The following is a 14,411-nucleotide window of genomic DNA, read 5'->3' on the forward strand; positions in this document are numbered from 1 at the left end:
GCTCGGGCCTGCGTGCCGAGCGGTCTTCCGCCAAGGAAGAGCCGACTCCCGGAGGTCCGATGCGTACCCCCCTCTGGCCGGCCGCAGCCGCGGTGGCCGGCCTGGTCGCCACCCTGGTCGTGGCCGCGCCCGCCGCCCCCGCCGCGGCGGCCGCACCCGTCACGATCGCCTCGCCCGAGCTGTCCGTCAGCGTGGACAGCGGCTTCCCCCGCGTCATCGGCTACACCCGCCGGGCCACCGGCGACGTCCTGCACGGCAACGAGGACCCGCTGAGCACCATCCTCGTCAACGGGACCGGCTACAGCCCCACCGTGACCTCGACGCCCTCCGCCTCGGCCGTGGACTACGCGCTCGCCTTCTCCGGAGTGACCATCAGATCCCGGCTCTCCGTGACCGGTTCGGTCGTGGAGTTCAAGGTCACCGCCATCGAGGACACCCCTGCCCTGCGCGTACGCAGCCTCGCGATCCCCGACCACAACCTCGTCAGCGTCCGCAGCGACCAGCCGGGTGCCGCGCTCGCCACGGCGACCATGCACACCGCCACCACCGGCACCGGGGACACCTTCACCCCCGTCACCGCGAACACCCCCGTCGACCCGGCCGCGACCACCGTGATGTACGGCCTGGCCAACACCGGCAAGCTGGCCGCCGCCATCGACTCCAACTCCCTCTACGACACGCCCTCGGGCGGCACCGCCCGGGAGAACGGCCGGATCAGCAAACGGGTCACGGACAAGGGCTCCTACCGCCGCGCCGGACTGTGGAGCGGCGCCTGGCTCCACCGGGCCGCGGGCGCGGCCGACACCGACACCGAGCCGCTGCCGTACGCCCGCGTCACGATCACCGCGGACCGCAACGCGGACTCCGTCGTCGACTGGCAGGACGCCGCCGTCGCCTACCGGGACATCTGGACACCGCCCACCGGCTGGCAGGACACCGCCGACCGGGTCGTGCAGCGGATCCCCTTCAACTTCGCCTCCCAGGCCACCCACCCCTTCGCGCAGATCCTCGACGAGACCAAGCGGGTCAACCTCGCCACCGACGGCCTGGGACAGTTCGTGCTGCTCAAGGGCTACGCATCCGAGGGGCACGACTCCGCGCACATGGACTACAAGAACGTCGGCTCCAAGCTCGGCGGCGCCGTCGACCTGAACGCCCTCACCACCGCGGGCCACGCCTACAACGCGGACTTCGGCGTGCACATCAACGCCACCGAGGAGTACCCGGTCTCGGCCACCTTCGACCCGGCCCACCAGAGCGGCGGACTCGGCTGGGACTGGCTCGACCAGTCGTACTACGTCGACACGCGCAAGGACGGCCAGTCGGGCGAGCGCCTGCGGCGCCTCCAGGACCTCAAGGCGGCGGCACCCGGCCTCGACTTCCTCTACGTGGACGTCTGGTACGGCGACGGCTACGTCTCGCGCAAGCTCCAGCGCGAGATCGGCGGCCTCGGCCTCCAGCTGGCCACCGAGTTCCCCAACACCCTCACCGAGCAGTCCCTCTGGCACCACTGGGCCACCGACGTCGACTACGGCGGCAGCGACCTGAAGGGCATCAACTCCACCATCGCCCGGTTCATCGCCAACCACGCCAAGGACGACTGGATCGCCCGCAGCCCGCTGCTCGGCGGCGCCGAGGTCACCGCCTACGAGGGCTGGCAGGGCAAGAAGGACTTCACCGCCTTCCTGAACACCACCTTCGGCGTCAATCTGCCGACCAAGTACCTCCAGGAATCCCCGATCGTGAAGTGGACCGCCGACACGGTCACCCTCGCCGACGGGACCACCGTCACCACCGCCGGCAACAAGCGCCGGATCACCACGGGCGGCCGCACCGTCCTGTCCGGGGACGCCTACCTGCTGCCCCGCGACGGCAAGCTCTACCACTGGAACGACAAGGCGGGCTCCACCACCTGGACCCTCCCCGCCGGCTGGTCCGCTCCCAAGCTGTACAAACTCGACCACACCGGCCGCCAGTTGGTCGGCGACCTCGCCGTCGGCGCGGGTAGCCAGGTCACCATCAACGCCGCCGCCCGCACGGCGTACGTGGTCACGAACGGCGCGGCGCCCGCCCAGGCCGACCCCAGGTGGGGCGAGGGCACCCCGGTCAAGGACCCCTCCTTCTACGCCGGGAACCTGAACGCCTGGACGGTCACCGGGACCGGCGCCGCCGTCACCCGCAACGCCCAGGGCCAGAGCGAACTCACCTTCGCCCCCGGCACCGCCCCGGCCGTCTCCCAGCAGCTCACCGGCCTCGCCCCCGGCACCTACGCCGCCTCCGTCTGGGTCTCCACCCCGGCCGGCCGGGCCGCCACCCTCACCGTCACCCCGGCGGGCGGCACCGCCGCCTCCGTGTACGCCGACTCGTCACCACTGACGAACAACCTCGGCGGCAGCGAGAAGAACGGCACCAGGATGCAGCGCATGAAGGTGCTCTTCGACGTGCCGTCCGGCCGGTCCACCGCCACCCTCAAGCTGTCCGCCGCCGCCGGATCGGGCACGGTCTACCTGGACGATGTACGCGTGGTCCGCTCCGCCCGCACCCCGCTCGGCGGGCACTGGTTCGCCGAGGACTTCGAGAACGTCGACGCCGGCTGGGGGCCCTTCGCCTTCGGCGGCGCGGGCGGCTCGGCCACCGACCCCCGCACCCACATCGCCCAGCGCAACGCCCCGTACACGCAGGCCGGGTGGAGCGGGAAGCTGGTCGACGACGTGATCGGCGGCCAGAACTCCCTCAAGTCGCACGAGGAGCGGACCGGCCTGGTCTACCGCACCCTCCCGCAGACCCTGCGGCTGACCCCGGGGCGCTCGCACAAGGCGGCCTTCACCTACGAGACCGGCTTCAGCGGCGACTACCAGTTCGTCACCGGATCCGGCTCCACCGAGACCGCCACCGCACTGAACCAGGCCCGTACGCCCACCACCTTCACCAAGACCTTCACCGCCGGGGCCGACGCCTGGATCGGCGTACGGAAGGTCACCCCCGAGGGCTCCCACAACGAGGCCGACCTGATCCTCGACGACCTGACCGTGGACGACCTCGGTCCCGGCGGCGGCGGTGAACTCCTCGTACCCCAGGGCCAGATGAGCGTGAAGTCGGTCGACAGCCAGGAGACCGCCGGCGAGAACGGCAGCGCCGCCAACGTCCTGGACGGCGACGGTTCCACCATCTGGCACACCCAGTGGTACGCCGCCACCGCCCCCATGCCCCACGAGATCACCCTCGACCTCGGCGCCTCGTACGACGTCACCGCCCTGCACTACCTGCCCCGGCAGACGCAGCCCAACGGACGCATCGCCGACTACCAGGTGTTCACCTCCACGGACGGGGTGAACTGGGGGACGGCCGCGGCCTCCGGGACCTTCCCGAACACCGCCGCCCAGCAGGACGTCACCTTCCCCGCCCGCACCGCGCGCTACGTCAGGCTCAAGGCCACGAGGGAGGTGGACGGCAATTCGTGGACCGCGATCGCGGAGCTCAACATCGGCCATAGGCCTTAGGCCGTCCCCGGTCGTCTCCGGGTCGCCCCACGGATGCCCTCGGCATAGGCTGGTCCTGCCGAGGGCGCCCATCGGTCCCCCGACCAGCGCACTTTGTCGCCGATGGCCTTCCCGGCCATCGCACGAGCCGGCCATGCGGCCCGCTTCAGCGACGGCCGTGAGCCACGCCGGCACCTCCCAGTAGGGTCTCCCTGCTGCCGTTTTCCGTGCGACCGGGGAGTCGCAAATGAAGAATCCCACTCGGGTACACCATCGCGCCGTGACCGTCCTCGCGGCGACGCTGATGACCGGAGGCATGGTGCTGGCGACTGGTTCCGCCTCCAACTCGGCGGTACTCCCGGCCGAACTCACCCCCGCCGAGCAGCAAGCCATGCTCTCCGAGACCAACGATGTGCGCCAGCAGGCCAGCCAGCCGCCCCTGACCTGGGACGCCGCGCTCGCCACCGAGGCCCAGGCCTGGGCCGACGATCCGGCGTCCACCGAGGGCGGTTCGCTGCACCACGCTACGATCGACAACGCGGCCGAGAACATGTCCGGCTATCCGCCGAACCAGGCCGTGGGGGAATGGGCCAGTGAGAAGAGCGCCTATGACGCCGATCCCAACCATGACACCGACAGCCCCGGGTACCAGACGTGGGGTCACTACTACAACATGATCGACAGCAGGTGGCACAAGATGGGCTGCGGTGCGACGAGCGGCGTTCCCATCCCCGGCGGCGGCTGGGTCGTGGTGTGCCGGTACGGGCCCTGACGCAACCGGTACCCCCTCTCACACGAGGACGCCGAGTCCCGCCCGACCCGCGGGCCCGAACGGCGTTACTTCGCGGGCACCCGGCAGTACGGTGGCCGCTACGAGAGACGGGGGTCCCATGAGCCAACGCAAGTCGGCGGCAGAGGTGTTCGACGAGCTGGGGGAGCGCTACGAGGAGGTGTTCGGGCGGGTGCCCGGTCAGCTCGAAGCCCTCGACTGGCTCACCGCCAGGCTGGCCTCTGGAGCCCGTGTGCTGGACGTGGGCAGTGGCACCGGACGGCCCACCGCCGAGGCACTGGTCCGGGCCGGCTGCGCCGTGACCGGCATCGACGTCTCGGCGGCCATGGTCGAACTGGCCCGCGCCAGGGTCCCGCGGGCACGCTTCGAACAGGCCGACGTGCGCACCTACACGCCGGAGCCGGCCGGCTTCGACGCGGTGTGCGCCTTCTTCCCGCTGCTCGTGATGGACCAGCCGGAGGTCGCGGCGGCGCTGGACCGGATGGCGTCCTGGGTCGCGCCGGGCGGGTACTTCGTGATGGCGACGGTCCCGGGCGACATCCGGGGCCTCGACATCGAGTGGATGGGCCACGAGGTCACCGTCAGCAGCCTCTCCACCGAGGACCATCTGGCCCGGCTGACGGACCGCGGCCTGGAGGTGTTGCACCACCACACCGCCCCCTTCCGTCCCGCCGACGCCCTCGCCGGTCCCGAGGAACACCTGTTCTGCTACGCCCGGCGGCCCTGATACGGGACCGACTCACCGGCCCGGGCCACGCACCGACTGCTGGGCCCGGAACCGTACGGGCGCCATGCCCACCCGGCGGCTGAACAGCCGGCTGAAGTAGGCCGGATCCTCGTAACCGACCCGCCGGGCGACCCCGGCGACCGGCAGGTCGGTGCGGGCCAGCAGCTCCTTCGCCCGGCTCAGCCTGATGCCGAGGAGGTACTCCTTGACCCCCTCTCCGGTACTGCGCCGCACCGCCCAGCGCAGCTGGGGCAGCGGCATCCCGAGCCGGGCCGCGTGCTCGGCCACCGATATCGGCAGCAGGGCGTCCCGCGCCAGGGTGTCCATCACGGTGTCCCCGTGCCGGGACACCTCGGCGCGGGCGTAGCGCAGGGCCACCAGCAGGGCGTGCACGGCGGCCGCGGCCTCGACCTCCAGCAGCGGGCCGCCGCGCCGGGCGGCCCGTACGATCCCGTCGATCACGTGCTGCACCCCGGCCGTCCCGCTCAGCGGCACCAGCGGCCGGTCCGGGGTGACGTAGCCGAGGTCGGTGTACGCCTCCACGCTGAAGCCCGTGAAGTCGACGAAGCACTCGTCCCAGCCGGTGCGCGGATCGGGCCCGTAGTGGTGCTCCACCCCCGGCACCAGCCACAGCAGCGCGGGCGCGGTCACCGGCTGGGGCGGCCGGCCACCGTGGCTGAACCAGCCCCGGCCGCGGGTGACGACCACGGCGACGTGGTGGTCGAGCGCGCGCGGCCCCACGACCGGCAGCTCGCCCTGCTGCACCCCCACCCCGAGGCAGACCAGGCCGAGCCTGCGGTGGTTGGCGGTGGGGGAGAAGTACCGCATCCAGCTGCTGTACGGGGGCGTCGCCATCTGCGGATTGTGATCCACAAGGCCCGGCGCCCTCAAGGGGACGCGGACTCCGGGAGCGGAAGCGGCCCGGGCGGCCCGGGCGCGGGGCGCGGCCGGGGGTGTCTTGCCGGTCGGGCCGGATCAGGGCGCGGTGCCAGGCGGCGCGAGCCCGGCCTGACCGGCAAGCCACCCCCCTAGGTCGTGTCGTCAAAGTCCCGTCTGGCTGGTGGGGCCTGGAACGCACTCCCCCAGACTCCGTCCGGGGGGACCCCCAGCCGCGTTGTCGTCGGTCACCGACGTTCCGCGTCGATTCCCTCCTCCGCCTTGCGATCGCACGCACCAGGCCCCACCAGCCCCGCCCTTCGGGCGGCCGACGACACTTTGACGACACTCCCTAGCCCCGCCGCGAGGCCTGCGACGACGACGGCCAGGCCCAGCCACACCGCCGGGCCCGGGACGCCGCCGCCCGTGAGGGCCCCGGTGGCCGCCGCGGCGAGCGGGGCGACCCCGGTCAGCAGCCCGGCCCGGCCGGAGCCCACGGCGGCCACCGTGCGGTACCAGAGCAGGAACGCCACGGCCGTCACCATGACGGCGAGGTACCCGGCGGCCGCCCACTGGGCCGGGCCGAGTTCCAGCAGGTCCGCAGGCCGCTCCGTACACACCGTGAGCCCCGCCAGCATCACCGCCCCCATCCACACCGCGTGCACGGACACGCCCCACGCGCCGTGCCGGCGCAGCACCGGGACGGCGAGCAGGGTGAACCCGGCCTCGCAGCCCAGCGCGAGCGCGGCCCAGGCCACTCCGGCGGCGTCGGTCCGGCCCGTCCCCTCGACCAGTACGGCCCCGGCCACGACGACGGGAGCCGCCAGCAGCACCTGGCGGCTGGGCCGCCTCCCCTCCAGGAACGGGCCGATCAGACCCAGCAGGATCGGTACGGAGGCCACCGCGACGGCGATGACGGCCGGTTCGGCATGCGCGACCCCGCGCACGACGGCCACGTTGAACAGCACCAGCCCGGTCGCCGCGATCCCGGCCAGCCACAGCCACTCCCGGCCGCGCGGCCGCAGGATCGGCACCTTCGCCGCCCGGGCCAGGGCCAGCAGGAGCAGAGCGGCGGCCGCGTACCGGACGGCCTGGACGGCGAACAGCGGGGAGTCGACGAGGGAGCGGGAGACGGTGACGCTGCTGCCGACCAGCGCCATCCCGGCGATGCCGGGCGCCAGGTCCCGGAAGGCGGTGGACGGTGTGTTCGTCTTCATGCCGTCCAGCCTCGCGGCACAATGGTCCGGTGAGCAGGTCCAATGAAAGCCGGGTCGAGGGGTCCAAAAGCGGATCGGACTTCCTCCAGCTCGACATCGGCCATGCCCCGCCGGGCGGCCGCACCGAATGGCTGGCGGGCCGGCTGCGCGCCGCCATCGCCGACGGCACCCTGCCGGTCGGCAGCCGGCTCCCGGCCAGCCGCGTGCTCGCCGCCGAACTCCGCGTCTCCCGGGGGCTGGTCACCGAGGCCTACCAGCGGCTCGCGGAGACCGGCCAGGTGTCCGGCCGGGGCCGGGGCGGCACCGTCGTCGTCGCTGCCCCGCCCCCGGCGGCCGGGCCCACCACGGCCCCCACGCGAGGGGGGCTCGTCGACGCCTTGCGCGCCGTACCCTGCCGGATCGACCTCTCGCCCGGGGTGCCCGATCTGACCGCCTTCCCCCGTACCGCCTGGCTCCAGGCCGAGCGCCGGGTGCTCGCCGGGCTCACCCCCGCCGACTTCGGCTACGGCAACCCGCAGGGCGCGCCCGCGTTGCGCGAGGCCGTCGTGGGCTGGCTGGCCCGCAACCGGGGGATCCGCGCCGACCCCGACGAGGTGGTGATCGTCGCGGGCGTCGCCCAGGCCCTGGGGCTGCTGGCGCAGGTCCTGCGGGAGGACGGGGTACGCCGGATCGCGGTCGAGGACCCCGGCTCGCTCGGGGCCCGCCAGCAGCTGGAGTACGGGCGGCTGGAGACGGTGCCCGTACGGGTGGACGAGGCCGGACTGGACGTGGCCGCGCTGCGGGCGAGCGGGGCCGGCGCCGTCCTGCTCACCCCGGCGCACCAGTTCCCGACCGGGGTCGTACTCGACGGCGAGCGCCGCCGGGACCTGCTCGGCTGGGCGGCCGCCGGCGGAGTGGTCATCGAGGACGACTACGACGCCGAGCACCGCTACGACCGTGCCCCCGTCCCCGCGCTGCGCGCCCTGCTGCCCGAGGGCGTCTGCTACGCCGGGAGCGTGTCCAAACTCCTCGCCCCCGCCCTGCGCCTCGGCTGGCTGCTGGTCCCGCCGCGGCTGCGCGAGGCCGTCACCGAGGCCAAGCGCTACGCCGACCTCGGCAACCCGGTCCTCGCCCAGCTGGTCCTCGCCCGGCTGATGGACTCCGGCGAACTGGAGCGCCACCTGCGCTTCGTCCGGCGCCGCCACCGCCGCCGCCGGGACGCCATGCTCCGGGCCGTCGCGGACCGGTTGCCGGGGGCCCGGGTGCACGGCGCGGCCGCCGGCCTGCACCTGATGGTCACCTTCGACGGGGCCCGCTTCCAGGACACGGCCCTGGCCTCGGCCGCCCTGGCCCTCGGAGTCAAGACCCACCCCTTGTCCTGGCACCGCCTCACGCCGGGCCCGCCCGGCCTGATCCTCGGCTACGCGGCGGGCTCGACGGGCGAGATCGAGGAGGGCATCGCCACGCTGGGCACGGCCCTGAACGGTCTGCCGTAACCGCCTGCCGTGACCGCCTGCCGTGGAGACGGTGAAAAGTTTCTTCGCAAGAGCGGCAACCTCGGCGGGCTTCGCGCGTCGTGCGGGGGTGAAGGGTGCGATCCCGCGCCCTCGACCCGACCGTGGAGAACCACCGTGATGAACCTGAAGCGCGTCCCCCGCACCGTCCGCCGGGCTGCCGTCACCGCTGCCGCCGCCGGGGCGGTCGTCGCTCTCGCCGGACCGGCCTTCGCCGCGGGGGGTTCCGCCTCGCCGACGCCGGCGCCGGCGTCCAGCACGTCGCCGAGCGCCGCGCCGAAGGCGGCCGTCACCAGTGTGCCGCCGAGCCCGTCCGTCAGCCTGCCCGGCAGCGCGGCACCGAGCGCCGCCCCCAGCGTCACCCCCAGCGCGGCCCCGAGCGCGGCCCCGAGCGCGGCCCCGAGCGCGGTTCCCGGCGGTGCCCCGCAGCCCTCGGCTTCGCCCGCCGGGTCCGAGCTCGCGCATACTGGCTCCTCCGCGACCACCACCGCGCTGGGGGCCGGGGCCGCCGTCCTCGTCGTCGCCGGCGCCGGGACCCTGTACGCCGTGCGGCGCCGCGCCAACGGCTGAGGAATCCTGTGCTCCACCTCGCACCACCCGTCGGCCCCCTCACGCCCGGCTTCGGCCGGGGGTGGCGGGGCCTGTGGTCGTTGCTGCGCCGCGACCGTTCCGCCCCGGCGGCCGAACCGAGGCCGTACGGGGACCCGTTCGACCTCGCCGCCGCCGGCGGCCCGGGTGACCCGCCGCCCACCGTCACCGCGCTCTACCACGCGCACCGGCTGCGCATGGTCCGCCTCGCGGTGCTCCTCGTCGACGACCTGGCCACCGCCGAGGACGTGGTCCAGGACGCCTTCACCGCCCTGTACCGCCGCCACGGGGAGCACATCACCGAGGTGGACAACGCCCTCGGCTACCTGCGCACCGCCGTCGTCAACACCTCGCGCTCGGTCCTGCGCCGCAGGCGGACCGCCCGGGCCTGGACCCCGCCCACGGAGGCCGACGTGCCGTCGGCGGAGGCGTACGTGGTCCTCGACGAGGCGCACCGCGAAGTGCTCGCCGCGCTCGGCCGGTTGAGCCCGCGCCGACGCCAGGTCCTGGTGCTGCGGTACTGGGCCGAGCTCAGCGAGGCGGAGATCGCGGCCACGCTCGGGATCAGCCGGGGAGCGGTGAAGTCGAACGCGAGCCGGGCCCTGGACGCGCTGGAACGGATTCTGGAGGGACGGGTATGACCTACGGCGAACGCCCCGTCGAGCGCAGGCTGCGGGAGGCCCTGGACGCGCGCGCGGCCGGTGTCACGGTCCGGGAGCTGCGCCCCGCCGATCCGCCGGGGCCGCACGTACGGCGGTTCCCCGTACTCCCCGTGGGGCGGCTGCGGAGCCTCGGGCTGCCCCTGGCCGGGCTGGCCGCGGCGGCGGCCGCCGTGGTGGGCTACCTCGTGCTCGCTCCGGAGCCGTCGGCGGTGCGCCCGGCGCCGCCGGCCGCGCCGCCCGAGATCGGGTCTCCGACGCCGACTCCGTGGCCGACGCTGTCGCCGTCCGTCATGCCGGGGCCGAGCTCGGCGCCGAGCCCGGCCCCGAGCGCCACGCCCTTGTCGATGCCGACCCGCACGGGGGTCCCGGTCCCACCGTCGAAGTCCGCGCCCTCGTCGCAGACCCCGCCGCCCACGAGCTCCCGCTCGGTACCCCCCTCGGCGTCCCTCTCGGCGTCCCCGAGCCCCTCCAAGCCTTAGGCGGAGGGCGTGTTCTCCACCACGGCGACGAGCGGGGCCAGTTCGGGGTTGCGCGCGGCCTCGTCCAGCGCCTCGCGCAGGGCGGTGTCGTTCGTCGGCCGGGCCGCGGCCAGCAGGGCCAGGCCCGCCTCGCTCACGTCCGTGTAGATGCCCCGCCGGTCGGTGTCGCAGATGTAGCGGTTCAGCAGGCCGCGGTCCTCCAGCCGGCTGACCAGGCGGGTCGTCGCGCTCTGGCTGAGCACCACCGAGTCGGCGACCTGGTGCATCCGCAGGTGCCCGCCCGGCCCGTTGTGCTGGCGGCTCAGGACGTCGAGCAGTGAGTACTCGCGCACGCTGAGGCCGTGCCCCGCCTGGAGCGCCCGCTCGATGTGCGCCTCGATCCGCCCGTGCAGGAGGGAGAGGGCGCACCAGCCCTGGGAGAGGGCGGTGAGCGCGCTGTCCGTGGCCGTCATGGGCTCCTCCTTCGAAGCGTGTACTGCGTGTGTCCACCAGGATAGGACACCTCTGCAATAGCCCGCGCTTGCACATATCCCGCGTGTGCAATTAATGTGGACGCACGTAAGCAGCGACGGCAACGTACGCCTCGCCACACCGGCGGCCGCGGGCCGCGAACCGCTCCACCCCCTCCCCTGAAGGGCACCTCCCCTCATGCCTCTCGCACTCCTCGCCCTCGCCATCGGGGCCTTCGGGATCGGCACCACCGAGTTCGTGATCATGGGCCTGCTCCCCGAGGTCGCCGTCGACTACGGCGTCTCCATCCCCACCGCGGGCTTCCTGGTCACCGGTTACGCTCTCGGCGTGGTCCTCGGCGCGCCGCTGATGACCGTCCTCGGCACCCGCATCCCCCGCAAGCGGATGCTGATGCTGCTCATGGGCCTGTTCATCGCGGGCAACGTGCTCTCCGCGCTCGCCCCCGCCTTCGGGGTCATGCTGACCGGCCGCGTCGTCGCCTCCCTCGCCCACGGCGCCTTCTTCGGCATCGGCGCCGTCGTCGCCGCCGAACTGGTCGCCCCAGAGAAGAAGGCCGGAGCCATCGCCATGATGTTCACCGGCCTGACCGTGGCCAACGTGGTCGGCGTGCCGCTCGGCACCCTCGTCGGGCAGACCCTCGGCTGGCGCGTCACCTTCCTGATCGTCGCCGGGCTCGGCGTCCTCGGCCTGCTCGGCATCGCCCGGCTGGTACCCGACCTGCCCCGGCCCGAAGGCGGCGTACGGATCCGTCGCGAACTGGCCGCCTTCCGCAACGTCCAGGTGCTGCTCGCGATGGCGATGACCGTCCTCGGCTTCGGCGGCGTCTTCGCCGCGATCACCTACATCACGCCGATGATGACGAACGTCGCCGGCTTCGCCGACTCCTCCGTCACCTGGCTCCTCGTCCTCTTCGGCCTCGGCATGGTCGCCGGCAACCTCATCGGCGGCCGGTACGCCGACCGCGCGCTGATGCCGATGCTGTACGTGTCCCTGGGCGCGCTCGCCGTCACGCTGGCCGTCTTCACGCTCACCGCCCACACCAAGGCCGGCGCCGCCGTCACCATCGTGCTCATCGGCGCCCTCGGCTTCGCGACCGTGCCGCCGCTCCAGAAGCGGGTCCTCGACCAGGCGGCGGGCGCGCCGACCCTGGCCTCCGCCGTCAACATCGGCGCCTTCAACCTGGGCAACGCCCTCGCGGCCTGGCTCGGCGGCCTGGTGATCGCCGCCGGCCTGGGCTGGACCGCCCCGAACTGGGTCGGCGCGGCGCTGGCCGCCTCCGCCCTGGTCCTGGCCCTGGTCTCCGGCGCGCTGGAGCGCCGTACGGCCGACTCCGCGGACCGCACCGGCCGGGTGGCCGCGGCCGGGACCCCCGGGACCCCCGCGACCCCGGGGACGCCTGCCGTCGCGCCCGCCGCCGTCCCCGCCCACCACTGATCAACCACGCCCCCGCGTACACGCCCCCGCAAGGAGAAGCCCGCATGTCCAGCGCCACCCGCACCGCCGTCGCCCCCCTGACCACCGAGGACGCCGACCTGCTCGTCGCCGCCGCCCGGACCGCCGCCGAAGCGGCCGGGGTCACGGTCAGCGTCACCGTCCTCGACGCCGGCGGCCACCTGCTCGCCTTCCGCCGCGACGACCGCGCCGTGCTGATCTCCGGCGAGACCAGCACCCGCAAGGCCTACACGGCCCTCCAGCTGAACGCCCCCACCGCCGACCTCGTCGACGCCGTGCGGCCCGGCGGCCCGTTCCACACCCTGCCCACCGCGCTCGACCGGCCGCTGCTGTTCATCGCCGGCGGGCTGCCCGTCCACCGCGACGGCCGCCTCATCGGCGCGATCGGTGTCGGCGGCGCGGCCCCCGACCAGGACCACGGTTTCGCCGCCGCCGCGCTCGACGCCCTGGTCTGAGGCCGCCGGGTCGCGCGCCCGTGTCCCCCGTGCCAGGTTGGTACGGGGGAGACGGGCGCATGATGCGAAATCCGAGGTTTCACGTGAGAGGCCACGTCATAGCGACGGCCACGGTCGCCGCACTGGTCACCCTTGCCGTCCCGGGTTGCACGGCCGCCTCCGACGAGGCCCGCGCCCCCGCCGCCCCGACGCCCGTCCCCAGTACCCCGGCCGGCTCGGCGGCCCCCTCCCCGGAGCCCACCGGAGCCGCACCGTCCCCGACGCGCTCCTACGCCCTGTCCGCCGCCCCTCGCACCATCCCGGCCGTACGGGAACACATACCCGCCCGGGGCCCCGGCTGGAAGCCCGCCCCCGCGGCCCGCGTGGTCGTCGCACAGGGCGACAAGGCGGCCCTGTCCGACGAGGGCAGGCTGCTCGCCGGTGAACTGCGCATGGGATACGCCGAGTCCGGGGAGCCGCGGACCGGAGACGTGGAACTCGCCCTGGGAGCCAAGGGATCCGGCCCCGCCGAGTCGTACACCCTCGACGTCAAGGACGGCCGGGTCCGGATCACCGGCCCCGACGAGGCCGGGGTCTTCTACGGCACCCGCACCCTCAAACAGGCCGTGCGGAGCGCCGGTTCGGCCCCCGAGGGCACCGTCCGCGACGGCCCGGCCAAGCCCCAGCGCGGGCTCAACCTCGACATAGCGCGCAAGCACTTCACCCCCGACTGGATCGAGGACCGGCTGCGCGAGATGGCCGACCTCAAGCTCAACCAGCTCGGCCTGCACTTCTCCGACGACCAGGCCTTCCGGATCCAGTCCGACAGCCACCCCGAGATCGTCTCCACCCCGCACCTCACCAAGGCCCAGGTGCGCTCCATCACCGCACTCGCCGCCCGCCTGCACATCACCGTCGTCCCCGAGATCGACTCGCCCGGACACCTCGGCGCGGTGCTGCGCGTCCACCCCGACCTCCAGCTGCGCGACGTACAGGGCAGGGCGGTGAAGGGAGCGGTGGACATAGCCAACCCCGCGTCCGCGAAGCTCGTCGACGAACTGCTCCGCGAGTACCGGCCGCTGTTCCCCGGCGGGGCCTGGCACCTGGGCGCCGACGAGTACCAGGCGCTGGTGGTCCGCGACCCCGAAGCCTCCTTCCCGCAGCTCGCGAGCGCGGCGCGGCAGCGGTACGGGGCCACGGCCCGCGTGCAGGACCTGGCCACGGGCTGGCTCAACGACCGCGCGGACACGGTGCGGCCCTCGGGCAAGGCGCTGAAGGCCTGGAACGACGGCTTCTTCCGCGGCGGGGTCGCGAACGCGGCCAAGGACATCCAGGTCGAATACTGGACCGGCAAGGAGATCGGCGCCCGCCCGCCGCTGGAGTACCTGCGCGAGGGCCGCAAGGTCGTGAACCTCAACGACGAGTACCTGTACTACGTGCTGGGCGAGCCGAACCAGTTCACGTACCCCACAGGCCGGCGGATCTACGAGCAGTGGACCCCGCTGGTCCTGCGCGGCACCACCGCCGTCCCGGCGCAGTACGCGGACCAGATCCTGGGCGGGCGCCTCGCCGTCTGGTCCGACCTGTCCGGCGCGCAGACCCAAGCCCAGGTGGCGGCGGGCATCCGGATGCCGCTCGCCGCGCTCTCCCAGAAGGTCTGGGACGCCCGCACCCCGGCCCTGCCGTGGACCGGCTTCACCGCGCTCGCCGACCGCCTGACCCCGCCGCGTTGATGCCGCGGGG

13 protein-coding genes are annotated in these 14,411 nt (G+C 73.9%); 9 read left to right on the plus strand and 4 right to left on the minus strand.

Annotated features, from left to right (window positions below; translation table 11 throughout):
- The first annotated feature begins 59 nt into the window (after window positions 1–59).
- The 3 genes from ACGFYQ_RS11555 (at window position 60) to ACGFYQ_RS11565 (ending at window position 4,996) form a co-directional block, all read left to right on the plus strand.
- Window positions 60–3,500: an endo-alpha-N-acetylgalactosaminidase family protein gene (locus tag ACGFYQ_RS11555; RefSeq protein WP_393742491.1), complete on the plus strand. Its 3,441-nt coding sequence runs from the start codon at window positions 60–62 to the stop codon at window positions 3,498–3,500.
- 259 nt (window positions 3,501–3,759) lie between these two features.
- A complete protein-coding gene (locus ACGFYQ_RS11560) occupies window positions 3,760–4,251 on the plus strand; it encodes a CAP domain-containing protein (RefSeq protein ID WP_393742493.1) in 492 nt (163 codons plus the stop codon).
- 118 nt (window positions 4,252–4,369) lie between these two features.
- Window positions 4,370–4,996, plus strand: coding sequence for a class I SAM-dependent methyltransferase (locus ACGFYQ_RS11565; protein WP_393742495.1), 627 nt, complete (start codon window positions 4,370–4,372; stop codon window positions 4,994–4,996).
- Between the two features lie 12 nt (window positions 4,997–5,008).
- On the opposite strand, the gene ACGFYQ_RS11570 is transcribed toward ACGFYQ_RS11565, so the two are convergent.
- Window positions 5,009–5,851, minus strand: a complete 843-nt coding sequence (locus ACGFYQ_RS11570; RefSeq protein ID WP_393742497.1) for a helix-turn-helix domain-containing protein — start codon at window positions 5,849–5,851, stop codon at window positions 5,009–5,011.
- 269 nt (window positions 5,852–6,120) lie between these two features.
- The gene (locus tag ACGFYQ_RS11575) at window positions 6,121–7,089 is read right to left on the minus strand and encodes a DMT family transporter (protein ID WP_393742499.1); all 969 of its coding nucleotides are present in this window, start codon (window positions 7,087–7,089) and stop codon (window positions 6,121–6,123) included.
- A 29-nt stretch (window positions 7,090–7,118) separates the two neighbouring features.
- On the opposite strand from ACGFYQ_RS11575, the gene ACGFYQ_RS11580 reads away from it, so the two are divergent.
- The 3 genes from ACGFYQ_RS11580 (at window position 7,119) to ACGFYQ_RS11590 (ending at window position 9,811) form a co-directional block, all read left to right on the plus strand.
- Entirely contained in the window at window positions 7,119–8,564 is a 1,446-nt protein-coding gene (locus ACGFYQ_RS11580) for a PLP-dependent aminotransferase family protein (protein WP_393742501.1), read from the plus strand.
- A gap of 138 nt (window positions 8,565–8,702) precedes the next feature.
- Window positions 8,703–9,152, plus strand: coding sequence for an LAETG motif-containing sortase-dependent surface protein (locus ACGFYQ_RS11585; RefSeq protein ID WP_393742503.1), 450 nt, complete (start codon window positions 8,703–8,705; stop codon window positions 9,150–9,152).
- Between the two features lie 8 nt (window positions 9,153–9,160).
- A complete protein-coding gene (locus ACGFYQ_RS11590) occupies window positions 9,161–9,811 on the plus strand; it encodes an RNA polymerase sigma factor (RefSeq protein ID WP_393742505.1) in 651 nt (216 codons plus the stop codon).
- A gap of 199 nt (window positions 9,812–10,010) precedes the next feature.
- Here ACGFYQ_RS11590 and ACGFYQ_RS11595 read toward each other — a convergent pair whose 3' ends face one another.
- Both ACGFYQ_RS11595 and ACGFYQ_RS11600 read right to left on the minus strand, forming a co-directional pair.
- The gene (locus ACGFYQ_RS11595) at window positions 10,011–10,304 is read right to left on the minus strand and encodes a hypothetical protein (protein WP_393742507.1); all 294 of its coding nucleotides are present in this window, start codon (window positions 10,302–10,304) and stop codon (window positions 10,011–10,013) included.
- Window positions 10,305–10,307: 3 nt separating this feature from the next.
- Complete coding sequence (locus tag ACGFYQ_RS11600) at window positions 10,308–10,763, minus strand: MarR family winged helix-turn-helix transcriptional regulator (RefSeq protein WP_393742509.1); 456 nt, start codon at window positions 10,761–10,763, stop codon at window positions 10,308–10,310.
- A 196-nt stretch (window positions 10,764–10,959) separates the two neighbouring features.
- On the opposite strand from ACGFYQ_RS11600, the gene ACGFYQ_RS11605 reads away from it, so the two are divergent.
- The 3 genes from ACGFYQ_RS11605 to ACGFYQ_RS11615 all read left to right on the plus strand — a co-directional run bounded on the left by ACGFYQ_RS11605 (window position 10,960) and on the right by ACGFYQ_RS11615 (window position 14,401).
- A complete protein-coding gene (locus tag ACGFYQ_RS11605) occupies window positions 10,960–12,216 on the plus strand; it encodes an MFS transporter (RefSeq protein WP_393742511.1) in 1,257 nt (418 codons plus the stop codon).
- Between the two features lie 44 nt (window positions 12,217–12,260).
- Window positions 12,261–12,689, plus strand: a complete 429-nt coding sequence (locus ACGFYQ_RS11610; RefSeq protein WP_393742513.1) for a heme-binding protein — start codon at window positions 12,261–12,263, stop codon at window positions 12,687–12,689.
- A 62-nt stretch (window positions 12,690–12,751) separates the two neighbouring features.
- Entirely contained in the window at window positions 12,752–14,401 is a 1,650-nt protein-coding gene (locus ACGFYQ_RS11615; protein WP_393743261.1) for a family 20 glycosylhydrolase, read from the plus strand.
- Window positions 14,402–14,411: the final 10 nt, after the last annotated feature.

The organism is Streptomyces sp. NPDC048258, assembly GCF_043201995.1.
Taxonomy (GTDB): Bacteria; Actinomycetota; Actinomycetes; order Streptomycetales; family Streptomycetaceae; genus Streptomyces.

Coding starts and splice junctions, on each gene's coding strand:
- ACGFYQ_RS11605 (WP_393742511.1), top strand. CDS start 10,960: ATGCCTCTCGCACTCCTCGCCCTCGCCATCGGGGCCTTCGGGATCGGC.
- ACGFYQ_RS11565 (WP_393742495.1), top strand. CDS start 4,370: ATGAGCCAACGCAAGTCGGCGGCAGAGGTGTTCGACGAGCTGGGGGAG.
- ACGFYQ_RS11575 (WP_393742499.1), bottom strand. CDS start 7,089: ATGAAGACGAACACACCGTCCACCGCCTTCCGGGACCTGGCGCCCGGC.
- ACGFYQ_RS11585 (WP_393742503.1), top strand. CDS start 8,703: ATGAACCTGAAGCGCGTCCCCCGCACCGTCCGCCGGGCTGCCGTCACC.
- ACGFYQ_RS11600 (WP_393742509.1), bottom strand. CDS start 10,763: ATGACGGCCACGGACAGCGCGCTCACCGCCCTCTCCCAGGGCTGGTGC.
- ACGFYQ_RS11610 (WP_393742513.1), top strand. CDS start 12,261: ATGTCCAGCGCCACCCGCACCGCCGTCGCCCCCCTGACCACCGAGGAC.
- ACGFYQ_RS11570 (WP_393742497.1), bottom strand. CDS start 5,851: ATGGCGACGCCCCCGTACAGCAGCTGGATGCGGTACTTCTCCCCCACC.
- ACGFYQ_RS11615 (WP_393743261.1), top strand. CDS start 12,752: ATGCGAAATCCGAGGTTTCACGTGAGAGGCCACGTCATAGCGACGGCC.
- ACGFYQ_RS11555 (WP_393742491.1), top strand. CDS start 60: ATGCGTACCCCCCTCTGGCCGGCCGCAGCCGCGGTGGCCGGCCTGGTC.